The 22,834-nt window shown below is 73.0% G+C and carries 16 protein-coding genes; 12 read left to right on the top strand and 4 right to left on the bottom strand.

Translation table 11 applies throughout. The features are described 5' to 3' along the window. Window positions 1-576: 576 nt before the first annotated feature. The gene (locus tag ABT296_RS09360; RefSeq protein WP_351924977.1) at window positions 577-1,347 is read right to left on the bottom strand and encodes a hypothetical protein; all 771 of its coding nucleotides are present in this window, start codon (window positions 1,345-1,347) and stop codon (window positions 577-579) included. Window positions 1,348-1,464: 117 nt separating this feature from the next. Between ABT296_RS09360 and ggt the strand changes: the two genes are divergently transcribed. After that, window positions 1,465-3,264, top strand: coding sequence for a gamma-glutamyltransferase (ggt, locus tag ABT296_RS09355; protein ID WP_351924976.1), 1,800 nt, complete (start codon window positions 1,465-1,467; stop codon window positions 3,262-3,264). Between the two features lie 9 nt (window positions 3,265-3,273). Here the strand turns inward: ggt and ABT296_RS09350 are convergent, their stop codons facing one another. After that, window positions 3,274-5,823: an ATP-dependent Clp protease ATP-binding subunit gene (locus ABT296_RS09350; RefSeq protein WP_351924974.1), complete on the bottom strand. Its 2,550-nt coding sequence runs from the start codon at window positions 5,821-5,823 to the stop codon at window positions 3,274-3,276. 895 nt (window positions 5,824-6,718) lie between these two features. Then, a complete protein-coding gene (map, locus tag ABT296_RS09345; RefSeq protein WP_351924972.1) occupies window positions 6,719-7,486 on the bottom strand; it encodes a type I methionyl aminopeptidase in 768 nt (255 codons plus the stop codon). 32 nt (window positions 7,487-7,518) lie between these two features. Between map and ABT296_RS09340 the strand changes: the two genes are divergently transcribed. From ABT296_RS09340 to ABT296_RS09300, 9 genes are all read left to right on the top strand, one after another. Then, complete coding sequence (locus ABT296_RS09340) at window positions 7,519-7,770, top strand: helix-turn-helix domain-containing protein (RefSeq protein ID WP_351924970.1); 252 nt, start codon at window positions 7,519-7,521, stop codon at window positions 7,768-7,770. Between the two features lie 131 nt (window positions 7,771-7,901). Then, window positions 7,902-9,788 carry a hypothetical protein gene (locus ABT296_RS09335; RefSeq protein WP_351924968.1) on the top strand — a complete coding sequence of 629 codons (1,887 nt, stop codon included), beginning with the start codon at window positions 7,902-7,904 and terminating at the stop codon, window positions 9,786-9,788. Between the two features lie 182 nt (window positions 9,789-9,970). After that, complete coding sequence (locus ABT296_RS09330) at window positions 9,971-10,813, top strand: nitrilase-related carbon-nitrogen hydrolase (protein WP_351924966.1); 843 nt, start codon at window positions 9,971-9,973, stop codon at window positions 10,811-10,813. Then, window positions 10,810-12,099: an aspartate aminotransferase family protein gene (locus ABT296_RS09325; RefSeq protein ID WP_351924964.1), complete on the top strand. Its 1,290-nt coding sequence runs from the start codon at window positions 10,810-10,812 to the stop codon at window positions 12,097-12,099. The genes ABT296_RS09330 and ABT296_RS09325 overlap by 4 nt, the downstream gene beginning before the upstream one ends. Before the next feature lie 12 nt (window positions 12,100-12,111). Next, window positions 12,112-13,695, top strand: a complete 1,584-nt coding sequence (locus ABT296_RS09320; protein ID WP_351924962.1) for a PucR family transcriptional regulator — start codon at window positions 12,112-12,114, stop codon at window positions 13,693-13,695. A 155-nt stretch (window positions 13,696-13,850) separates the two neighbouring features. Continuing rightward, a complete protein-coding gene (locus tag ABT296_RS09315) occupies window positions 13,851-14,693 on the top strand; it encodes a nitrilase-related carbon-nitrogen hydrolase (RefSeq protein ID WP_351924960.1) in 843 nt (280 codons plus the stop codon). 91 nt (window positions 14,694-14,784) lie between these two features. Then, on the top strand, window positions 14,785-16,179 hold the full coding sequence (gene hydA / locus ABT296_RS09310) for a dihydropyrimidinase (protein ID WP_351924958.1): 1,395 nt from the start codon (window positions 14,785-14,787) through the stop codon (window positions 16,177-16,179). An 11-nt stretch (window positions 16,180-16,190) separates the two neighbouring features. Next, window positions 16,191-17,210, top strand: a complete 1,020-nt coding sequence (locus ABT296_RS09305; protein WP_351924956.1) for a TIGR03842 family LLM class F420-dependent oxidoreductase — start codon at window positions 16,191-16,193, stop codon at window positions 17,208-17,210. A gap of 131 nt (window positions 17,211-17,341) precedes the next feature. Then, complete coding sequence (locus tag ABT296_RS09300; RefSeq protein ID WP_351924954.1) at window positions 17,342-18,871, top strand: NCS1 family nucleobase:cation symporter-1; 1,530 nt, start codon at window positions 17,342-17,344, stop codon at window positions 18,869-18,871. Between the two features lie 19 nt (window positions 18,872-18,890). Here ABT296_RS09300 and ABT296_RS09295 read toward each other — a convergent pair whose 3' ends face one another. Further along, window positions 18,891-19,559, bottom strand: coding sequence for a hypothetical protein (locus ABT296_RS09295; protein WP_351924952.1), 669 nt, complete (start codon window positions 19,557-19,559; stop codon window positions 18,891-18,893). Window positions 19,560-19,813: 254 nt separating this feature from the next. Between ABT296_RS09295 and ABT296_RS09290 the strand changes: the two genes are divergently transcribed. Both ABT296_RS09290 and ABT296_RS09285 read left to right on the top strand, forming a co-directional pair. After that, window positions 19,814-21,625, top strand: a complete 1,812-nt coding sequence (locus tag ABT296_RS09290) for a gamma-glutamyltransferase family protein (RefSeq protein ID WP_351924950.1) — start codon at window positions 19,814-19,816, stop codon at window positions 21,623-21,625. 143 nt (window positions 21,626-21,768) lie between these two features. Continuing rightward, window positions 21,769-22,617: an inositol monophosphatase family protein gene (locus tag ABT296_RS09285; RefSeq protein WP_351924948.1), complete on the top strand. Its 849-nt coding sequence runs from the start codon at window positions 21,769-21,771 to the stop codon at window positions 22,615-22,617. Window positions 22,618-22,834 lie beyond the last annotated feature (217 nt).

Genomic DNA, 22,834 nt, shown 5'->3' with positions numbered 1-22,834 from the left:
TCCCAGGCCCCCTCGGGGGCAGGGGCGGCAGTCACAGAGCCATACCCGCCCGGCGGCAGCCGGAGATCACTGCTCGCGCAGGAGGACCGACGCCCGTCCCGGGCCGGTCCCCGGCGGGGAGAAGGTCAGCTGCGCGCCGGTCGGGTTGTGCTCGACACGGAGCGGGTCGGCCGTGCCGGCGACCGCAGTGGTTCGACACCCCGCCTGCCGCGGGAACGGCGCCTGGGTTCGGGGCCCGGGGGAAGGGCTCCTGAGTTCGCGGCCCGCGGGAACGGCTCCTGGCTACGGGGCCCGCGGAACGGGCCGGCCGGCTGTCCCCGGAGCGCGTCGCCGCGGCCTGCTCGGTGCGCGGCCTCCGCGCCGTGTCCGGGGGCCGGGACGAGATGCCGCCGCGCGCCCGCGACGGGCGAACGGGGCGCCGTCGACCGGCTCGCCGAGGCTGAACAGTTCGCCGTGGCTGAATGGCTTGCCGACGCCGACCGGCCCACCGAGGCCGAACCGTCCCACGTCGTGGCTCGGGCAGCGAGGGTGCCGCTCACCTCGACGGGGGCGCCGCTCACCCCGACGGGTGCGCACTCAGGAGGAGGCGGCGCGGCGGGAGGCGCGCGTACTCGTCGGCGCCGGGGTCGGCAGCGGCTCCTGCGCCGCCCGGGTCACGTCCGCCACCAGCTCCACCACGTCCGGGCCGTACGCCTGGGAGTTGACGACCTTCAGCAGCAGCACGAAGGAGTTGTTGCCGTGCTTGCGCGTCAGCCGCTCGTGGTTGCGCGCGAGATAGCGGGTCGCGGCCTGGTTGGTGATCGCCCGCTGGCCGCAGAAGAGGAACACCGGGCGGGACTCCCGGCCCTGGCCCGCGGTGAGCCGGGCGAGGATGACGAACTCGCCCCGGCCCGGCTCCAGCCGGTAGCGCTCGCTGCCGATCTGGAAGGCGCCCCGGTCGGGCCCCGGCTCCGAGTCCACGTTGACGCGTATACCGGGCAGCAGGGAGGCCAGATGCGCCGTCATCCGGCGGTTGGAGGCCGGCCCGCCGACGCAGAACTCGGTGCGCTCGCCGAACCCCTGCTGGGCCGCGTCGTGCGCGACGACCTGGGCGTGCGCGTTGCAGTCCTTGATGAGCGCGGCCAGTTCGAGGAGCGCGAACACGTCATGGCGCATCACCGTGAGTTCGGGCCCGCCCGCCTCCCGGTTCACCACCAGCAGCGATTCGGAGTTGTCGGGCAGCCCGAAGAAGGTCTGCTTGCGGCGGAGCTTGCGCTTCCACAGATAGGTGCGGGCCACCCAGCCGAGGGCGGCGCTCAGGCCGGCCGCCACCACACCCAGGACGATGTTGCGCAGGTCGTCATTCATGGGCGCGCATGCTAGCGGGGTTGCGCAAACCCGTGTTCGACACCCGCCCCTCGCCTTCCTGACGTGCGCATGTTAATGGCATAGGCTGCGCGGACGGCCCTTGCTGTGGAGGTGCGCATGCGTCGTCCGGTCGCAGGCAGACTGTCGGTTCTCGCGGTGTCGGCCGCCCTGGTGTCCGTGGGGGCGGCGCCACCCGCGGAACCACCGGTCGAGGAGACCGCGAAGGTCCCGGTCGCCGCGGGGTACGGAGGTGCGGTCGCCAGCGTGGACGCGGACGCCACCGCCGCCGGGATCGAGGTGCTCAGGAAGGGCGGCAACGCCGTCGACGCGGCCGTCGCCACCGCCGCCGCGCTCGGCGTCACCGAGCCCTACTCGGCGGGCATCGGCGGAGGCGGCTACTTCGTCCACTACGACGCCACGTCCCGTACGGTGCACACCATCGACGGACGCGAGACCGCGCCCCGGAGCGCCGACTCGGGACTCTTCCTGGAGAACGGCACCCCCGTCCCCTTCGCCGAGGCCGTCAGCAGCGGCCTGAGCGTCGGCACCCCCGGCACACCCGCCACCTGGCAGCGGGCCCTGGACCGGTGGGGCAGCAGAAAGCTCTCCACCCTCCTCAAGCCCGCCGAGCGGCTCGCCCGGGACGGCTTCACCGTCGACGACACCTTCCGCGCGCAGACCGCCGCGAACGAGACCCGCTTCCGCCACTTCCCGGACACGGCGGAGCTGTTCCTGCCCGACGGACGGCTCCCCGTCGTCGGCTCCACCTTCAAGAACCCCGACCTCGCGCGCACCTACGCGGAGTTGGCCCGGCGCGGGGTGGGCGCGCTGTACCGGGGCGACATCGCCGACGACATCGTCACCACCGTCAACAGGCCCCCGGTGGACCCTGCCTCGGGCTGGAACGCCCGCCCCGGGCGCCTGACCGCCGAGGACCTCGCCGGCTACCGCGTCAAGTCCCAGGCCCCCAGCCGGACTTCGTACCGCGGACTCGGCGTCTACTCCATGGCGCCCTCCTCCTCCGGCGGCACCACCGTCGGCGAGGCCCTCAACATCCTGGAGCGCACCGACCTCTCCGCGGCCAGCGAGACGCGGTACCTGCACCGCTTCGTCGAGGCGAGCCGGATCGCCTTCGCCGACCGGGGGCGCTGGGTCGGCGACCCCGCCTTCGAGGACGTACCGACCCGGGAACTGCTCTCCCAGCGGTACGCCGACTCTCGGGAGTGCCTGATCAAGGACGACGCGGTGCTCACCAGCCCGCTCCCGCCCGGCGACCCGCGCGACCCCGCCGCCTGCGGGGCGAGCGGCACGGCCGCCCCGACCACCTACGAGGGTGACAGCACCACCCACCTCACGGTGGCCGACAAGTGGGGCGACGTCGTCTCCTACACGCTGACCATCGAGCAGACCGGCGGCAGCGGCATCACCGTCCCGGGACGCGGCTTCCTCCTCAACAACGAGCTGACCGACTTCTCCTTCACCCCGGCCAACCCCGCCGTCCACGACCCGAACCTGCCGGGCCCGGGCAAGCGCCCCCGCTCCTCGATGTCCCCGACGATCGTGCTCGACGCACACAACAGGCCCGTGGTGGCGCTCGGTTCACCCGGCGGCGCGACCATCATCACCACCGTGCTCCAGACCCTGACCGGCCTGGTCGACCGCGGACTCCCGCTCGTCGACGCCATCGCCGCGCCGCGCGCCAGCCAGCGCAACCAGACCACCACCGAACTCGAACCCGCCCTCTACGACAGCGCCACCAGGACCGCGCTGGAGTCGATCGGACACGGCTTCCGTCTCAACCCGGAGATCGGTGCGGCGACCGGCGTGCAGCGCCTGCCGGACGGCAGGTGGCTCGCCGCGGCCGAGACGGTGCGCAGGGGCGGCGGCTCGGCGATGGTGGTGCGGCCCGCCCGGTAGGGCGGGTGGTCACAACTCGGGTCCGGGCGCGGCCTGTTCGGGGCTCTCGGCGCGGAAGGCGAGCCGCCCGTCCTCGACGTCCACCGTGACCCGGCCGCCCTCGGCGACCCGGTTGTCCACCAGCAGCCGGGACAGCTGGTTGTCCACCTCGCGCTGGATGGTGCGGCGCAGCGGCCGGGCGCCGTACTCGGGCTGATGACCGCGCTCGGCGAGCCAGTCGACCGCCGCGCCGGTGAACTCGACCGACACGTTCCGGGCCCGCATGAGCCGGCGGGTCCGGTCCAGCAGCAGATCCGTGATCCGCCGCAACTGCTCGGGGTCGAGCCGGCGGAACACCACGATCTCGTCGATCCGGTTGAGGAACTCGGGCCGGAAGTGCTCGCGCAGCGGCCGCAGGATCCGCTCGCGCCGCGCCTCCTCGTCCGCCTCCGCGCCGCCCGAGCCGAAACCGATCCCCGAGCCGCCCCGGGTGATCGCCTCGGAGCCGAGGTTGCTGGTCATGACGATCACGGTGTTGGTGAAGTCCACGGTGCGGCCCTGGGAGTCGGTCAGCCGCCCGTCGTCCAGCACCTGGAGCAGGATGTTGAAGACGTCCGGGTGGGCCTTCTCCACCTCGTCCAGCAACAGCAGCGAGTACGGGTGCCTGCGCACCACCTCGGTGAGCTGGCCCGCCTCCTCGTGGCCCACGTATCCGGGCGGGGCGCCCACCAGACGGCTCACGGTGTGCCGCTCCTGGTACTCGCTCATGTCGAGCCGCACCATGCGCTCCTCGCTGCCGAACAGCGACTCCGCCAGCGCCCGGGCCAGTTCGGTCTTGCCGACGCCGGTCGGGCCGAGGAACAGGAAGCTGCCGATCGGCCGGTCCGGACTGGCGAGCCCGGCCCGGGAGCGCAGCACCGCGTCCGAGACCACGCGCACGGCCTCGTCCTGGCCGACGACCCGCTCGTGCAGATGTTGCTCCAGGCCCAGCAGCCGGTCCTTCTCCTCCTCGGTCAGGCTGGACACCGGGATGCCGGTCAGCCGGGACACCACCTCGGCGACGGCCTCCGCCGTCACCTCCAGGTTCTGCCCCTCGTCGGCCGTGCCGTCCCCGGCGGCGTCCGTGATGCGCTGCTTCAACTCCAGCATCCGGTCGCGCAGTTGGGTGGCCTGTTCGTACTGCTCGTCCCCGACGGCCTGGTCCTTCTCCCTGGCCAGCTGCTCCAACTCCCGCTCCATGGCACGCACATCGGTGCCCTTGGTGCGGGACCGCAGCCGCACCCGGGCGCCCGCCTGGTCGATCAGGTCGATCGCCTTGTCGGGGAGCCGGCGGTCGGTGAGATAGCGGTCGGACAGCTCCACGGCGGCGACGAGCGCCTCGTCGGTGTAGCGGACCTGGTGGTGGGCCTCGTAGCGGTCCCGCAGGCCCCGCAGGATCTCGACCGCGTCCGCGGGCGTCGGCTCGGGTACCAGGATCGGCTGGAAGCGGCGGGAGAGCGCCGCGTCCTTCTCGATCCGCCGGTACTCCTCCAGCGTCGTCGCGCCCACGATGTGCAGCTCGCCGCGGGCCAGGGCGGGCTTGAGGATGTTGCCGGCGTCCATCGAACCGCCCTCGCCGCCGCCCCCGGCGCCGACCACGGTGTGCAGTTCGTCGATGAACACGATCAGCCGGTCGGAGTGGGCGCGGATCTCGCCCACGATGTTGGTCATGCGCTCCTCGAAGTCGCCCCGGTACCGGGTGCCGGCGACCACGCCGGTCAGGTCCAGCGCGACCACCCGCCGGCCGCTCAGCACGTCCGGGACGTCGCCGTCGGCGATGCGCTGGGCCAGACCCTCCACGACGGCCGTCTTGCCCACGCCGGCGTCACCGATCAGCACCGGGTTGTTCTTGCCGCGCCGGGAGAGCACCTCGATGGTCTGCTCGATCTCCTCGTCCCGCCCGATCACCGGGTCGATCCGGCCCTGACGGGCCAGCTCGGTCAGGTCCCGGCCGTACTTGTCCAGGGTGGGCGTCTCGGTGGCCCGGGGCCCCTCGGAGCGCTGCGCGGTGTCCGGCGCCTCGGGCGGCAGGCCGGTGGGCGCGAAACGCGCCGAGTTCAGGATGTGTCCGGCGGCCGAGTCGGGGTTGGCCGCGAGGGCGCTGAGCACGTGCTCCGGGCCGATGTACCCCGCGCCCCGGGCCCGGGCCAGGTCGTGCGCGTCCAGCAGGGCGCGCTTGGCGGCCGGGGTCAGGGAGAGCGAGGTCGGCGGCGGCGCCTCGCCCGGCGGGTGCTGGACCGGGCCGGAGCGCTCGTCGATCTCCGTGGCCAGCGAGTCGGGGTCCGCCCCGGACCGGCTGAGCAGGCTCCGGGTCGGCTCGGCGGACACGGCCGCGCGCAGCAGGTGCTGGGTGTCGAGATCGCGGCTGCCGTGCTCGGCGGCGTACTGGGCTGCGCCGCGCACGAGTTCCCTGGCCGGCTGGCTGAGCAGCTGGCCGATGTTGATCTGGCGGGGGCCGGGGCGGGGGCCGCCGAAGAACCGTGCGAGGAAATCGCCGAAGGGGTCGCCCTCCGGGCCTTCCGGGAAGAAGCCGCTGGTCATCGTTTCCGCACCTTCGCTGACGACGTACCGGAGTCGGGTAACCCGGGCAAACAGGACTCATGCCACGATGGCACGAAGTCCTGCCGGAGGCATGCGGGAGGCCGCCCCGGGCCGTTGCGGCCGACGAGTACACCCCCCAGGACCGGGGGCGGGCAACGCTTACGCCCCGGGACCCGAGCACGGCACACACGGCCTGGCGAGTCCGTGCGGCGGGGAGAGCCGGGGCGGGGGGCTTGGGCCGGCGTGCTGTCCGGGGGCGCTCGGGTTTGGTGTGCTGCCCGGGGTGCGGAGGTGCCCGTTTCGGCGAGCCGCCCGGGGATGAGCGGTGTCGGCGTGGCGGCCGCTGTGAGCGCGGGGAGGCCGCCTGACCCGGGCCTGCCGAGGGGGTCTCGCCGTCCGGGCGGGGGTGATGTCGTCGTACGGGCCCCGGGTCCGCCCTGCGCTCGGGGCGCGGCACGCGCCCCGGTGCTTGTGGGCGGGTCGGGGAGTCCGCGTCGCGGGGAGCGGGTGTGAGCTGCCCGGTTCGGCGAGCTGCCCGTCGTCGCCCGGGCGCGGGGGGCCGCTCGGGTTCGGGGAAGCGGCCGAAGGGTCCTCGTCGTCCGGGTGGGACCGACGCCGTCGTACGGCCCTCCGGGCCCGCCCTGCCCTCCGGGCCCGCCCGGCGGTTCGGGCGTGGCGCGCTGCGGTGCGTGTCGGCGCCGCCGGGAAGTCGCGTCGCGGGGTGCTCGGGGGCGTCGGCGTGGTGTCCGGGGCTGCCTGTGCGCGCCGTGGCGGTTGGTGTGGGCCGGGGGAGGGTGGCTCGTCCGGGGCTGTCGTGGAGTCCTTGCGGGACGGTGGTCGGCGGGCTGCGAGGGGCCCGCCGACTCCGCGGCCCTGTGCACGCCCCCGCGCGGGGTCAGCGGGCCGTGAGGATGCGGGGGCCCTCCCTGGTGATCGCCACCGTGTGCTCGGCGTGGGCCGCTCTCGAACCGTCGTTCGTGCGCAGGGTCCAGCCGTCCGGTGCCTCGTGGTAGCCGTCCGTGCCGCCGCCGATCAGCATGGGCTCGATGGCCAGCACCATGCCGTGCCGCAGGGGCATGCCCCGGTGCGGGCGGCCCTCGTTGGGGACCGGCGGATCCTCGTGCATGTGCCGGCCCACGCCGTGCCCGCCGAAGCCCTCGGGGATGCCGTACCCGGCCTCGCGGCAGACCGTGCCCACGGCGTGCGCGATGTCCCCGATCCGGTTGCCGACCACGGCCGCCTCGATGCCCGCTGCCAGCGCCCGCTCCGCCGTCTCGACCAGACGCAGATCCGCCGGGCGCGGCCGGCCCACGATGAAACTGATCGCGGAGTCACCGACCCAGCCGTCGAGTTCGGCGCCGCAGTCCATGGAGACCAGGTCGCCGTCGTGCAGCCGGTACGCGGTCGGGATGCCGTGCACGATCGCGTCGTTCACCGACGTGCACAGCACGGCAGGGAACGGCGTCGGCGCGAAGGAGGGCCGATAGCCGAGGAAGGGCGAGCCCGCGCCCGCCGCACGCAGTACCCCGCGCGCCACCTCGTCCAGCTCCAGCAGGGAAACGCCCACGTCAGCGGCTTCCCGTACGGCTGTCAGGGCGCGGCCGACGACCTGTCCCGCGGCGTACATGGCATCGATCGATGTGTCCGTCTTCAGTTCCACCATGCCAATTACTATACCGGTATTAGAATGGCGTCATGGTGCGTACCCCCTTGACCCCAGAAGAGCGCGAGCGCGGCGAGCGGCTCGGGCGGCTCCTCCGCGAGGCCCGCGGCGCCCGCAGCATGGCCGAGGTCGCCGCCGAGGCCGGCATCTCCGCCGAGACCCTCCGGAAGATCGAGACCGGCCGGGCCCCGACCCCGGCCTTCTTCACCGTGGCCGCGCTGGCGCGGGTGCTGGAGCTGTCCATGGACGAACTGGCCGGGCTGTGCGCGCCGGTCGCCGCCTGAGAACCGTCCACGTCACGTTCCGGCAGGACGGGTGCACTCTGCGTTCCCCCGGAAAACTCCCCGTAGCGCCGTCGTAACACGACTGGTGTTGCCTACGGACCGGAGTGTTCCGGTCGGGCGGGAGTCTGGGCATGGCAGTGGAACAACTTCCGGCTCAGGTGCGGGAGTTCGCGAACTACCTGAACGGTCTGATGGCACGCCTCGAACAGGGCGGCGGCTGGTGCGGGGTGTTCTGGCAGCGTGATCCGGAGGGGATGCGGGCCTGTCTGGACGGGCGCGAGATACCTCCGTGGGACGTGCTGGAGGCCCTGTTGCAGGACCTGGGCGCCGAGTACGGCCCACAGGCCGCCGGGGCCGAGGCGGCGTCGGCACGGGCACGGCACGCGGCGGCGCTGATCGCCCACGACCTCCGTCCCGGGGGCCGCGACGCCCTCGGCGACCGGCTGGTCTCGATGATCCGCGAGCAGCGCCACGCGGCGGACCGCCAGGCCGAACTGGGCCGGTCGCTGGCGGCGGCCACCACCCGGGGCGAGGCCGAGGCCCTCGGCCTGGACCTCGCCTGGGCCCGCGACGACCACGCACGGGCCACCGCCCGCTGTGCCGAACTGCGTTCCAGGCTCACCGAGTTGGACCGCAGGTCGGCAAGTGCCCGGATCGCCGCGCTACGGCGCGAGCCCGCGCGGAACGACCAGCCGCCCGGCACCGGTACGACGTCGGCGGCCCATATGCCCGCGCCCCGCACCGCGTCTGCGACCCACAGGGCCCCTGACGCCGAGCACCGCGCCACGTCCTTCACCCCGGCCCCCGGTCGAGGCCCAGGCCGCGACCGCGACCCGGCCTTCGATCCCGCCTCAGTCACCGAAGTCACCGACCGAGGTCAAGGCCGCGCCCAAGACCCTGCCGCCGACCGAGGTCGAGGCCGGGCCCCCGATCCGGCCTCCGTCTTCGAGCCGTCGCGCGCCCTGGCCCCGGAGACCGCCCCCGGCGGAGGCCGGGCCCTCGATCCGGCCTACGATCCCGCCTCCACCTCCACCTCCGTCTCCTCCTCCGCCTTCGAGCCGGAGCACACCCCCGCCTCCGCCTTTGAGTCGCGCCGGGCCCCCGGCCCGGACCCCGCCCTCAGTTGGGGCCGAGGCCGGGCTCCCTTCTCCACCCCGGACCCCGCCCCCGGCGAAGGCGGTGCCGGAGCCCCCCGTCCGGCACCCGACCCCGCCTCCGCCGTAGAGCCACCCCGTGCCCCCGCCCCGGACCACCCCACCCCCATCCCGGACCCCACCCCCACCGTCCCCAAGCAGCGCAAGCGCCGCCGCGGCAGTGCCCGCTTCGCCGGCATCGTCGAGGAGGAGACCGCCCCCGTAACCGCCCCGCCCGCCGCCCCCGTACTGCCCGAGCCCCACGGCACCGCCCGGCGCACTCCCCGGGGCGCCCGGTTCGCCGGTGCCGCCGAGGTGGAGGAACAGGCGCCGCCGCCCGTGGAGCCGTTGGACGGCGGCGACCGGCGGGAGGTCGTGGGCGCCGTCGGACGGCTGGTCCGGCTGCGCCAGGAGGGCCGCAGCGGGGAGGCGCACGCCCTGCTCGCCGAGATCGCCTACTCGTCGGCGGCGCGCTACCCGCTGCTCGCCGTGGAGCTCCAGCGGGCCGGGCTCGGCGCCGACTGGGCCACCCTGCTCTGGGAGGCGGCCTCGCTGCCCGCCGAGCGGCTGGTCGCGGCGGCGGACGCCCTGGTCGCCGCCGGCCGGGGCGGAGACGGGGAGCAGATCCTGCGCCAGGGCGTCGCCCGGTCCGCCGAGGAGATCGGGCGGGCGGTCCTGGGACTGGCCGAGGAAGGCCGCAGCCGGGAGATCCACGCCCTGCTGGACGCCTACGTCCGGGTCCGTACCCCCGAGGAGGCGGCCCGCAGCGTGGCCGAGGACCCGCCGACCCTCGTACCGTTACTGCTGGAGGCAGCCAGGGGCGTCTCGGACGAGCGCCACTGGGACCTCGTGCACGCGTTGCGGGTCGCCGGATTCGCCGCCTGAGCGGGCGGGGCAGCGGGCGGGGCGGTGGGCCGGGCACTCACCCACCGGAGTGTGAAACCGGATCGACTCAGCGGGTTGACGACGATGGTCTTGGCAAGCCCGTCCGGGAGGCTTACGTTCGTGCCTCTACGGCCTGCATCTACGGGCGTAGAGGCTCTGACGTCCCGTCGAAGGAGCAGCTCATGGCCAACGTCGTACGCGCCGCTCTGGTCCAGGCCACCTGGACCGGCGACACCGAGTCCATGGTGGCGAAACACGAGGAGCACGCCCGGGAGGCGGCCCGCCGGGGCGCCGCGGTGATCGGGTTCCAGGAAGTCTTCAACGCCCCCTACTTCTGCCAGGTCCAGGACCCGGAGCACTACCGCTGGGCGGAACCGGTGCCCGACGGGCCGACCGTGACCCGGATGCGGGAGCTCGCCCGCGAGACCGGCATGGTGATCGTCGTCCCGGTCTTCGAGATCGAGCAGTCCGGCTTCTACTACAACACCGCCGCCGTGATCGACGCGGACGGCAGCTACCTCGGGAAGTACCGCAAGCACCACATCCCGCAGGTGAAGGGCTTCTGGGAGAAGTACTACTTCAAGCCCGGGAACGCCGGCTGGCCGGTCTTCGAGACCGCCGTCGGCAAGGTCGGCGTCTACATCTGCTACGACCGGCACTTCCCCGAGGGCTGGCGCCAACTCGGCCTGAACGGCGCCCAGCTGGTCTACAACCCCTCCGCCACCCACCGCGGCCTCTCGTCCTACCTGTGGCGGCTGGAGCAGCCCGCCGCGGCCGTCGCCAACGAGTACTTCGTGGCCGCGATCAACCGGGTCGGCGTCGAGGAGTACGGCGACAACGACTTCTACGGCACCAGCTACTTCGTCGACCCGCGCGGACAGTTCGTGGGGGAGGTCGCCAGCGACAGCAAGGAGGAACTCCTCGTCCGCGACCTCGACTTCGACGTCATCGAAGAGGTCAGGCAGCAGTGGGCGTTCTACCGCGACCGGCGCCCCGACGCCTACGAAGGGCTGGTGCGGCCGTGAACGGCGACGACCTGCTGGGACGCCACCGCCGGGTGCTGCCCGACTGGCTCGCCCTCTACTACGAGGACCCGCTGGAGATCACCCACGGCGAGGGCCGCCATGTCTGGGACTCCGAGGGCAACAAGTACCTCGACTTCTTCGGCGGCATCCTCACCACGATGACCGCGCACGCCCTGCCCGAGGTGACGAAGGCGGTGAGCGAGCAGGCCGGGCGGATCATCCACTCCTCCACGCTCTACCTCAACCGGCCCATGGTCGAACTGGCCGAGCGCGTCGCCCACTTGTCGGGCATCCCGGACGCCCGGGTCTTCTTCACCACCTCCGGCACCGAGGCCAACGACACCGGGCTGCTGCTCGCCACCGCGTACCGGCGCAGCAACACCGTCCTGGCGATGCGCAACAGCTACCACGGCCGCTCCTTCAGCGCGGTCGGCATCACCGGCAACCGCGGCTGGTCGCCGACCTCCCTGTCCCCGTTGCAGACCCTGTACGTGCACGGCGGCGTCCGCACCCGCGGCCCCTACGCCCACCTGGACGACGCCGGGTTCACGGCGGCCTGCGTGGCGGACCTGAAGGACCTCCTCGGCCACACCCGGGCCCCGGCGGCGCTGATCGCCGAACCCGTCCAGGGCGTCGGCGGGTTCACCTCGCCGCCCGACGGCCTGTACGCGGCCTTCCGCCAGGTGCTCGCCGAGCGCGGCATCCTCTGGATCGCCGACGAGGTGCAGACCGGCTGGGGCCGTACCGGCGACCACTTCTGGGGCTGGCAGGCCCACGCGCAGCACGGCCCGCCGGACATCGTCACCTTCGCCAAGGGCATCGGCAACGGCATGTCCGTCGGCGGGGTCATCGCCCGCGCCGAGATCATGAACTGCCTCGACTCCCACAGCATCTCCACCTTCGGCGGCACCCAGGTCACCATGGCGGCCGGCCTCGCCAACCTCTCGTACCTGCTGGAACACGATCTGCAGGGCAACGCCCGGCGGGTCGGCGGACTGCTGATCGAGCGGCTGAGGGCGGTCGCGGCGCAGGTGCCGTACGTACGGGAGGTGCGCGGGCGCGGGCTGATGATCGGCATCGAGCTGACCGAACCCGGCACGGACCGGGCCGCGCCGCAGGCCGCGTCGGCCGTGCTGGAGGCGGCCCGCGAGGGCGGGCTGCTGATCGGCAAGGGCGGCGGCCACGACACCAGCGCCCTGCGGATCGCCCCGCCGCTGTCGCTGTCCGTCGCGGAGGCCGAGGAGGGTGCCGCGATCCTCGAACGCGCTCTGCGGGGCCTTCAGTAAGGGAACACCGCCATGACCACCACCCTGGAACCCGAGCTGTCGGTCCGTCAGGTCCTCACCCTGGAAAGGGTGCTGGCCGGGGAACCCGAGGTGGTGGCCGGCGCCGGACAGCTCGACCGGCCGGTGCGCTGGGTCCATGTCGCCGAGGCCGCCGACGTCGGAGTGATGCTCAGCGGCGGCGAGATGGTCCTCACCACCGGGGTGCTGCTGGCCGGCGACGAGAGCGCGCAGGCCGAGTACATCCGGTCCCTGCACCGCGCGGAGGCCGCGGCCGTCGTCCTCGGACTCGGCCGCGCCTTTCCCGCCGCCCCCGAGGTGATGCGCCGGGCGGCCGAGCGGTGCGGGCTGCCGATGGTCGTGCTGCACCGGCCGTTCCCGTTCGCCGAGCTGACCGAGGAGGTCCAGTCCCGGCTGGTGCGGCGGAAGTTCGCCGCCGTGAGCCTCTCGGAGTCGGTGCGCACCGCCCTCACCGGGCTGATCACCGCGGGCGCCCCGCTCCAGCGGCTGCTCGACGAGATCGCCCAGCACAGCGCCTGTCCGGTCGTCGTCAGCAACCTCGCCCACCGGGTCCTGGCCACCGCCGGGGAACGGCCGGCCGTGGACGACGTCCTGCGCGACTGGGAGCGCATCGCCCGCCAGGCATGGGGGCACCTGCCGGGCCGTTCGGGCACGGGGGGAGGCAGCGAGGGCGACGGCTGGATCCGCGCCGAACTCGGCGGCCGCGGCGAGCGCTGGGGCCGGATCGTGCTGTGCGGCTACCGCGGCGACCGGGCCACCGGCCGGCTGCTGGCCGACCGGGGCGCCGAGGCGCTGGTGCTGCACCGCATGCTGGCCGGCAACTCCGCCTGCACCTGGGAGGAACAGTCCGCCCAGAGCCTGCTGACCGACCTGGTCAGCGGGGTCGTACCGGCCCGGCAGCTGCTGCCCCGGGCACGGGCGGCCGGACTGCCCGTCAACCGGCGCACCTTCGTGCCGCTGGTGGTCCGGCACGGCGAACCCGCCCAACTCGACCGGGTCCTGCGGGCGATGGGCCTGCCCGGCATCGTCGCCGAACTCGCCGACCCGGACACCGCCGTCCTGCTGAGCCTCGCCCGCGACCAGGACGCGCCCGGACTCGCCGCCCACTTCGCGGCCCGGCTCCGCGCGGAGGCACCCGGCACCGTGGTGGCCGCCGCCGACCCCCGGGCCGTCTGGGACGACGTGCCGGCCGGCCTGCGCGAGGCACGGCACGTCGCCGACGCGGTGGCCGACTCGGCGGCCGCCATGGACCTCCCCGCAGTCGTACGCCTCAAGGACGTCCATCTGCGCGGCCTGGTGCGGCTGTTGCGGGACGACCCGCACGTCCAGTCCTTCGCGGAACGGGAGTTGGACGGACTGCTGCGCGGCCCCGAGGAGGACCTGCTGGCCGTGCTGCGCACCTACCTCGCCACCGGCCGCAACAAGTCCCGCACCGCCCAGCTCCACCACGTCTCGCGGCCCGCGCTCTACCGGCGCCTCGAGGCGATACAGGGCCGGCTCGGGGTGGACCTCGACGACTTCGAGCAGGCGGCGTCCGTGCACATCGCCCTGCTCGCACATGACGCGCAACAGAGCTGAAACATGCCACGACCTGGGAAAACGGTGGTGAAACATGGGCCTTGGAAAGGGTGACACCGTGACACGCCGAAGGCCCGCAGACGTGACACCGTGCCAGTCGAAGCGCGCTTTCGGAGTTCCTAGTCTCGCTGCACACCGAGCGACCGGAGGTCCCGATGAGCAGAGTGATCCGAGCCGCCCTCTTCCAGACCGCGTGGACGGGCGACAAGGAGTCGATGATCCGGGTACACGAACAGGCGGCCCGCGACGCGGCCGCGCAGGGCGCCCAAGTCCTGTGCTTCCAGGAGCTGTTCTACGGACCGTACTTCTGCCAGGTCCAGGACAAGGCGTTCTACGAGTACGCCGAGCAGATCCCCGAGGGCCCGACCGTACGGCGCTTCCAGGCCCTCGCGAAGGAACTGGGCCTCGTCCTCGTCCTGCCGATGTACGAGGAGGAGCAGCCCGGGGTGCTGTACAACACCGCGGCCGTGATCGACGCCGACGGCTCCTACCTCGGCAAGTACCGCAAGACCCACATCCCCCAAGTGCAGGGATTCTGGGAGAAGTTCTACTTCCGCCCCGGGAACAGCGGCTGGCCGGTCTTCGAGACCGCCGTCGGCAGGGTCGGCGTCTACATCTGCTACGACCGCCACTTCCCCGAGGGCTGGCGGGCCCTGGGCCTGGCCGGCGCCGAGATCGTCTTCAACCCCTCGGCCACCTCGCGCGGACTCTCCCGCTACCTCTGGCAGTTGGAGCAGCCGGCGGCGGCCGTCGCCAACGAGTACTTCGTGGGCGCGATCAACCGGGTCGGCGTGGAGGACCTCGGCGACAACGACTTCTACGGCACGACGTACTTCGTCGACCCGGAGGCACAGTTCGTCGGCGAGGTGGCCAGCGACAAGGAGACCGAACTCGTCGTCCGCGACCTGGACCTGGCCAAACTCCGAGAGGTCCGCGACCGCTGGCAGTTCTACCGGGACCGGGCTCCGGGGGCGTACGGGCCGCTGACGGCGCCTTGACAGCGGCGCGGGGCCGTACGAACACGCGGCTCCGCCGAGCGACCGCGACCAGCCACAACAACCCGCACGCGACCACCGAGGGAGAGGACCCATGACCGGCCGAACAGTAATCCGCGGCGGCCTCGTCGTCACCGCGTCCGACGAGGTCCACGCCGACGTCCTGATCGAGGACGGCCGGGTCGCCGCCCTCGCCGTGCCCGGTACGCAGAGCTGGAGCGCGGACCGCACGATCGACGCCACCGGGAAGTACGTCGTCCCGGGCGGCGTCGACGCCCACACCCACATGGAGCTGCCGTTCGGCGGCACCTTCGCCTCCGACACCTTCGAGACCGGCACCCGGGCGGCCGCCTGGGGCGGTACGACCACCATCGTGGACTTCGCCGTGCAGAGCGTCGGGCACTCGCTGCGCGAGGGCCTGGACGCCTGGCACGCCAAGGCCGAGGGCAACTGCGCCATCGACTACGGCTTCCACATGATCGTCTCCGACGTCAACCAGGACACCCTCAAGGAGATGGACCTGCTGGTGGAGGAGGGCGTCACCTCCTTCAAGCAGTTCATGGCCTACCCGGGCGTCTTCTACTCCGACGACGGCCAGATCCTGCGCGCCATGCAGCGCTCCGCCGAGAACGGCGGGCTGATCATGATGCACGCCGAGAACGGCATCGCCATCGACGTCCTGGTGGAGCAGGCGCTGGCCCGCGGCGAGACCGACCCGCGCTACCACGGCGAGGTCCGCAAGGCGCTGCTGGAGGCCGAGGCCACCCACCGCGCCATCCGGCTCGCCCAGGTCGCCGGGGCCCCGCTGTACGTGGTGCACGTCTCCGCCATGGAGGCCGTCGCCGAGCTGGCCCGGGCCCGCGACGAGGGGCTCAACGTCTTCGGGGAGACCTGCCCGCAGTACCTGTTCCTGTCCACCGACAACCTCGCCGAGCCCGATTTCGAGGGCGCCAAGTACGTCTGCTCCACGCCGCTGCGGCCGCGGGAGCACCAGGCCAAGCTGTGGCAGGGGCTGCGGACCAACGACCTCCAGGTCGTCTCCACCGACCACTGCCCCTTCTGCTTCGTGGGCCAGAAGGAACTCGGCCGCGGCGACTTCTCCAAGATCCCCAACGGGCTGCCGGGCGTGGAGAACCGGATGGACCTCCTGCACCAGGCCGTCGTCGACGGGCACATCTCGCGCCGCCGCTGGATCGAGATCGCCTGCGCCACCCCGGCGCGCATGTTCGGCATGTACCCGAAGAAGGGCACCATCGCGCCCGGCTCCGACGCCGACATCGTCATCTACGACCCGCAGGCCGAGCAGGTCATCTCGGCCGAGACCCACCACATGAACGTCGACTACTCGGCGTACGAGGGCCGGCGCACCACCGGCCGGGTGGAGACGGTCCTCTCGCGCGGCGAGGTCGTCATCGACGAGCGGGAGTACACCGGCCGCGCCGGGCACGGGGTCTACACGCCCCGCTCCACCTGTCAGTACCTCAACTAGGAGTGGCGCACATGGACTTCGGACTCGTCCTGCAGACCGACCCGCCGGCCTCGAAGGTCATCAGCCTGATGAAGCGGGCCGAGCGCAACGGGTTCACGTACGGCTGGACCTTCGACTCGGCCGTGCTGTGGCAGGAACCGTTCGTGATCTACAGTCAGATCCTCTCCGAGACGACCAGGTTGAAGGTCGGGCCCATGGTCACCAACCCGGGCACCCGTACCTGGGAGGTCACCGCCTCCACCTTCGCCACCCTCAACGACATGTTCGGCAACCGCACCGTGTGCGGCATCGGTCGCGGCGACTCCGCGATGCGGGTGGCCGGCCGCAAGCCCAACACCCTCGCCCGGATCAGCGAGGCGATGAAGGTCATCCGGGCCCTGGCGAGCGGCGAGGAGGCCGACCTCGGCGGCACCACGATCCGCTTCCCGTGGATCGGCGAGGGCGCCGAACTCCCCGTCTGGATGGCCGCGTACGGCCCGAAGGCGCTGAGGATGACCGGCGAGGAGGCGGACGGCTTCATCCTCCAGCTCTCCGACCTGTACCTCACCGAGTACATGGTGAAGGCGGTCAAGGACGCGGCGGTCGCGGCCGGCCGGGACCCGGGCGACGTGAAGATCTGCGTCGCCGCCCCCGCGTACGTCACCGAGGACGACTCGCCCGAGGCGCTCGCGCACGCCCGCGAGCAGTGCCGCTGGTTCGGCGGGATGGTCGGCAACCACGTCGCCGACCTGGTCGCCAAGTACGGCGAGCACTCCGCCGCCGTACCCGAGGAACTCACCGACTACATCAAGGCCCGCGAGGGCTACGACTACTCCCACCACGGACGGGCCGACAACCCCGACACCGCGTTCGTGCCCGACGAGATCGTCGACCGGTTCTGTGTCATCGGCCCGGTGGAACGGCACATCGAGAAGCTGACCGCCCTGCGCGAACTGGGCGTCGACCAGTTCGCCGTCTACGACATGCACGACGCCCAGGAAGCCGTCATCGACGCGTACGGGGCCGAGGTCATCCCCGCCCTGGGCGGCTGAGCCCCCCTCCCCGAGAACTCCCCCTCCCCGCCGTCCCGGGGAGGGGGCCCAGGACGCTCGTCGCGAGCGCACCCCCCATCGGCGCCACCCGCACGGCCTTTCCCGTCCCACCGTCCCTGATTGGCCTGCCCATGACCGACACCGCTCCCACGGCGATACCGCCGTCCGCCCAAGTCACCCTGGCCGACGGCCGGGTGGAGCTCGCCCCGGGGTCCCCGCCGCCCAGCGGCCGCTACGCCAACGACGACCTGCTGCCGGTCCCGGTCGAGAAGCGGACCTGGACCACGTACAACTTCTCCGCGCTCTGGGTCGGCATGGCCCACAACACCGCCTCCTGGACCCTCGCCTCCGGACTCATCGCCGTCGGCATGGACTGGAAGCAGGCGGTGCTCACCATCGCGCTCGCCAATGTGATCGTGCTGGTCCCGATGCTGCTCACCGGGCACGCCGGCCCCAAGTACGGCATTCCCTTCCCGGTCTTCGCCCGCGCCTCCTTCGGCATCCGCGGCGCCAACCTCCCCGCTGTCGTACGGGCGTTGGTGGCCTGCGGCTGGTTCGGCATCCAGACCTGGATCGGCGGTGAGGCGATCTTCTTCCTGGCCGGGAAGCTGATCGGCGACGGCTGGGCCGAGGCCGGCCTGATCGGTGGTCACCCCTGGACCATGTGGCTGTCGTTCGCGATCTTCTGGGCGATCCAGGTCGCGATCATCTACCGCGGCATGGAGACCATCCGCCGGTTCGAGAACTGGGCGGCGCCCTTCGTGCTGGTGGGCGCCTTCGTGATGCTGTGGTGGATGAGCAGCAAGGCCGGCGGCTTCGGCCCGCTGCTCGACCAGCCGTCGAAGCTGGGCTGGGGCGCCGACTTCTGGAAGCTGTTCTGGCCCTCCCTGATGGGCATGATCGGCTTCTGGTCCACGCTGTCGCTGAACATCCCCGACTTCACCCGGTACGGGAAGAGCCAGAAGGCCCAGACCTGGGGCCAGGCCCTCGGGTTGCCGACGACCATGACACTCTTCGCGTTCCTGTCCGTGATGGTCACCTCCGGCTCGGCCGCGGTCTACGGCGAGCCGATCTGGGACCCGGTCCAACTGGCCGCCAAGACCGACAACGTGGTCGGGCTGCTCTTCGCCCTGGTGACCGTGCTGGTGGCGACCCTGTCGGTGAACATCGCCGCCAACCTGGTCTCGCCGGCCTTCGACTTCTCCAACATCGCGCCCCGCAGGATCAGTTTCCGCACCGGCGCCCTCGCCACCTGCGTACTCGGCGTGCTGATCTTCCCGTGGAAGCTGTACTCCGACCCGCAGGGCTACATCTTCACCTGGCTCGGCCTGGTCGGCGGCCTGCTCGGCACGGTCGCGGGCATTTTGATCGCCGACTACTGGCTGCTGCGCCGCGCCCGGCTCGACCTGGGAGACCTGTACCGCGAGGGCGGCGGCCGTTACTGGTACGAGGGCGGCTGGAACTGGCGGGCCGTCGTCGCCTTCCTGACCGGCGGCGTACTGGCCGTCGGCGGCGCCGACTTCGACCCGCTGATCGACGGCGTCCCGATCCCCGCCCTGTCCCCGCTCGCCGACTACGGCTGGGCGGTCGGCCTGGGCACCTCGATGGTCCTCTACCTGGGCCTGATGCTGCTGCGCGGCAGGGAGGACCGCGCCGTCTGACGCCCCGGCGGGAGGACGGTCAGGCCTTCCTGCCGTCCTCCAGCGCCGCCACCGCGGCCTTCGCCGCCTTGATCGCACCCTTGTTGATCTCGTCCGAGCTGGGCGCTTCCTTGGACTCGAAGTCGCTGCCGTTGTAGGTGACGACGACCAGCGCGTTGGAGACCCGGGCCAGCACCACGCCCTCCCGGGTCTTCTGCTTGTCCTCGGTGGTCAGGTTCACCACCGAGTAGCCCGCGTCACCGAGACCCGGCACCTCACCGCCGCCGCTCTTGGCCTCCACGCGCTGCGCGTAGGACTTCGTCGCGTCCTCGTCGGACTTCGTGATCTCGAAGGAGACGTCGAGCCACCGGTAGTCGTACCCCTTGAGGGCGTTCCAGGAGCAGGTGCGGCGCAGTTCGGTGTCGGTCGACGGGATCTCCTTGCCGGCCGTCTTGGCGCCCGGCACGAGGGCGGTGACCGTCGCCTTGGGGACACTTCCGCAAGGGGCGGGCGCGTCCGTGTACGTCTTCGACGCGGCGGAGGTGGAGGGCGCCGAGGCGGACTTGTTCTCCGTCTTCGCCTGCGCCTGGGGCTCGGCCGCCGGGGTCGCGGCGAACGGTCCGGACGTCAGGGCCCAGCCCGCCGCGGCGAGCACCACGACGGGGGACAGACGGGCGGTGAGGGCGAGCGGCAGCGAAAGGGGACGCACGGCTCACTTTTCGTGGGGGAGGGTGCGGCGAGAGCCCGCACAGCGGACGGGACGGCAGTGTTGCACGCCTGCCGGTGGGGCGGAAGTGTTACTTCGCTCCGTGCGTGCGCGGTCACTGTGACCCACCAACCGTGCGGTATATGCACGTTATGTCCACAGGGTCGGCGGCGGAGGCCCGCGTGGCCGGCCGGACACCGGGAAGTGATCCGCGTACGATTCCACGACCCGTCGGCAGCGCCGTGAGGAGACCGTCCTTGTTCACCTCCCGCCCCACGCTCCAGGGCACGTTCGGCATGGTGTCCTCCACCCACTGGCTGGCCTCCCAGTCGGCCATGGCGGTGCTGGAGGACGGCGGCAACGCCTTCGACGCGGCCGTAGCGGGCGCGTTCGTACTGCACGTCGTCGAACCGCACCTGAACGGACCGGCCGGCGAGGTGCCGGCGCTGCTGGCCCCCGCGGGCGGCGAGGTGCGCGTGCTGTGCGGCCAGGGCGTCACCCCGGCCGGGGCCACCGTCGCCCACTACCGCGCCCTCGGCCTGGACCTCGTCCCCGGCACCGGCCCCCTGGCCGCCGCCGTGCCCGGCGCCTTCGACGCCTGGCTGCTGCTCCTGCGCGACCACGGCACCAGAACCCTCGCCGACGTGCTGAAGTACGCCGTCGGATACGCAGAGCACGGGCACCCGCCGGTGGAGAACCTCGGTGCCACCGTCGAGGCGGTACGCGAGCTGTTCGAGACCGAGTGGACGTCGTCGGCGCGGGTGTACCTGCCGGACGGCCGGCCGCCGCGCCCCGGTGTGCCCTTCCGCAACCCCGCCCTCGCCGCGACCTGGAAGCGGCTGCTCGCCGAGGTCGCCGGGGCGGGCGACCGGGAGGCCCAGATCGAGGCGGCCCGCGAGGTGTGGCGCACCGGCTTCATCGCCGAGGCCCTCGTGCGGCAGGCGGGCCGGCCCACCCTGGACACCAGCGGCGAGCACCACGCCGGCACCCTCACCGCCGACGACCTCGCCGGCTGGTCCGCGAGCTACGAGGCCCCGGTCACCCACGACTGGAACGGCTGGACCCTGTGCAAGGTCGGCCCCTGGAGCCAGGGCCCCGTCCTCCTCCAGCAACTCGCGCTGCTTCCCGAGGAGTTGCCGCCGTACGGCTCCGCCGACCACCTCCACCTGCTCATCGAGGGCTGCAAGCTGGCCATGGCCGACCGCGAGGCCTGGTACGGGGACGCGGGCGAGGTGCCGCTGGCCGAGCTGCTGTCCGCCGAGTACAACGCCGGCCGGCGCGCGCTCGTCGGCGAGCGGGCCTCCCACGCGCTGCGCCCGGGCAGCCCCGGCGGCCGGACGCCCCGCCTGAGCGCACACGCCGGCACGGTCCTCGACGAGCGGGCGACCGCCCGGGGCGCCGGTGAGCCCACCACCGCCCGCTACGACGCGCCGGGCGAGCCCGGGGCCGGCCCGGACGGCGCGACCCGTGGCGACACCTGCCACCTCGACGTCGTCGACCGCTGGGGCAACATGATCGCGGCCACCCCCAGCGGCGGCTGGCTCCAGTCCAACCCCGTCGTGCCCGAACTGGGCTTCCCGCTCGGCACCCGGCTCCAGATGACCTGGCTGGAGGAGGGACTCCCGGCCGCCCTGACGCCCGGACGGCGCCCGCGCACCACCCTCTCGCCCTCCCTCGCCCTGCGCGACGGGGAGCCCGTACTGGCGTTCGGCACTCCCGGCGGCGACCAGCAGGACCAGTGGCAACTGCACTTCTTCCTCGGGGTGGCGCTGCGCGGCCGGGTCCGCGGCGGCCTCGACCTCCAGGGCGCGATCGACGCGCCGAACTGGCACAACGACAGTTTCCCCAGCTCGTTCCACCCGCGCGGGATGCGGCCCGGCAGCGTCACGGTGGAGTCCCGCACCGACCCCGCCGTCGTCGACGAGCTGATCCGGCGAGGCCACCGGGTGACCGTCGCGGAGCCCTGGTCGGAGGGGAGGCTGTGCGCCGTCGCGCGGGACCCGCGCACCGGGCTGCTGTCGGCGGCCGCGAACCCGCGCGGCATGCAGGGCTACGCCGTGGGCCGGTGACCCGGCCCTGCCCCGGTGGCGACCCGGCCCTGCCCCGGTGGCGGCCCGGTCACCGGCGGACGAACCCGCCTGTTCATGCCGATTCCACCCGGAGTGCACCACCCCCGGACGGGCTTGTCGGTGCGGCGTGTTCTGATGGAGGCATGATCGTAGACACGGAAACCATCGACGAGTTTCTCGCCCACCGCTCCCTCGACGTGACCGAAGCCGTCCGCCGGGCCGCCGCCCTGGAGATCATGCCGCGCTGGCGCAAGCTGGCCGCGCACGAGGTCGACCAGAAGAACGGGCCGCACGACCTGGTGACGGACGCCGACCGCAAGGCCGAGCAGTACCTCACCGAGGCGCTCGGCGCCCTGCTGCCCGGCTCCGTCGTGGTCGGCGAGGAGGCGGTCCACGCCGACCCCGCGACCTACGACGCGATACGCGGCGACGCCCCCGTCTGGATCGTCGACCCCGTCGACGGCACCCGCCAGTTCGTGGCCGGGGACACCGGCTTCTGCACGCTGGTCGCGCTGGCCCGCGGTGGCGAACTCCTCGCCTCCTGGACCTACGCCCCGGCCCTGGACCTGCTCGCCACCGCGGTCCGCGGACAGGGCGCCTTCCTCGACGGCGAGCGCCTGAACTCCGGCGCCCCGGAACCCGGCCGGGACCTGCGCGTGGCCACCTCCCACCCCGACTACACCACCGAGGCGCAGAAGCGGGCCCTGCTCGGCCTGTGGACCGAGGGCGTGGCCCCGCGCCCCTGCGGCTCGGCCGGCCTGGAGTATCTCGCCGTCGCCCGGGGCGAGTCCGACGGCGTCGCCTTCAGCTGGGAGGCCGCCTGGGACCACGCGGCGGGCCTGCTGCTGGTCGAGGAGGCGGGCGGCGCCCATCTCACCCTCAGCGGCGAGCCGTTCGGGGTGACGGGCGGCAACGCCCTGCCGTTCACGGCCGCCCGCGACGCGGCGACCGCGCAACGGCTGCGCGCGCTGCTGGCACCGGCCACGGACTGACCGTCCGGTCCGGCCACGGACTGACCGTCCGGTCCGGCCACGGACTGACCGTCCGGTTCGTCCGCGGACCGACTGTCCGCACCGGCCACGGAGTGGTCGTCCGCGCCGGCCACGGACTGACCGGACGTCCGGGGGAGTGGGGCCGGGGCGACCGGGCCGGGCGTCACCGCCCCGCACCGGCTGTCGGTGCCCCGGCCTATCCTGATCCCGAGTGGCC

It is taken from the genome of Streptomyces sp. NPDC000983 (genome assembly GCF_040299205.1).
Taxonomy (GTDB): Bacteria; Actinomycetota; Actinomycetes; order Streptomycetales; family Streptomycetaceae; genus Streptomyces.
Note: the sequence above shows the minus strand (reverse complement) of the source record. Positions and strands in the feature narration are given on the sequence as shown.

Coding starts and splice junctions, on each gene's coding strand:
- ABT296_RS09300 (WP_351924954.1), top strand. CDS start 17,342: ATGACCGACACCGCTCCCACGGCGATACCGCCGTCCGCCCAAGTCACC.
- ABT296_RS09360 (WP_351924977.1), bottom strand. CDS start 1,347: ATGAATGACGACCTGCGCAACATCGTCCTGGGTGTGGTGGCGGCCGGC.
- hydA (WP_351924958.1), top strand. CDS start 14,785: ATGACCGGCCGAACAGTAATCCGCGGCGGCCTCGTCGTCACCGCGTCC.
- ABT296_RS09305 (WP_351924956.1), top strand. CDS start 16,191: ATGGACTTCGGACTCGTCCTGCAGACCGACCCGCCGGCCTCGAAGGTC.
- map (WP_351924972.1), bottom strand. CDS start 7,486: ATGGTGGAACTGAAGACGGACACATCGATCGATGCCATGTACGCCGCG.
- ABT296_RS09340 (WP_351924970.1), top strand. CDS start 7,519: ATGGTGCGTACCCCCTTGACCCCAGAAGAGCGCGAGCGCGGCGAGCGG.
- ABT296_RS09350 (WP_351924974.1), bottom strand. CDS start 5,823: ATGACCAGCGGCTTCTTCCCGGAAGGCCCGGAGGGCGACCCCTTCGGC.
- ggt (WP_351924976.1), top strand. CDS start 1,465: ATGCGTCGTCCGGTCGCAGGCAGACTGTCGGTTCTCGCGGTGTCGGCC.
- ABT296_RS09285 (WP_351924948.1), top strand. CDS start 21,769: ATGATCGTAGACACGGAAACCATCGACGAGTTTCTCGCCCACCGCTCC.
- ABT296_RS09320 (WP_351924962.1), top strand. CDS start 12,112: ATGACCACCACCCTGGAACCCGAGCTGTCGGTCCGTCAGGTCCTCACC.
- ABT296_RS09315 (WP_351924960.1), top strand. CDS start 13,851: ATGAGCAGAGTGATCCGAGCCGCCCTCTTCCAGACCGCGTGGACGGGC.
- ABT296_RS09335 (WP_351924968.1), top strand. CDS start 7,902: ATGGCAGTGGAACAACTTCCGGCTCAGGTGCGGGAGTTCGCGAACTAC.
- ABT296_RS09330 (WP_351924966.1), top strand. CDS start 9,971: ATGGCCAACGTCGTACGCGCCGCTCTGGTCCAGGCCACCTGGACCGGC.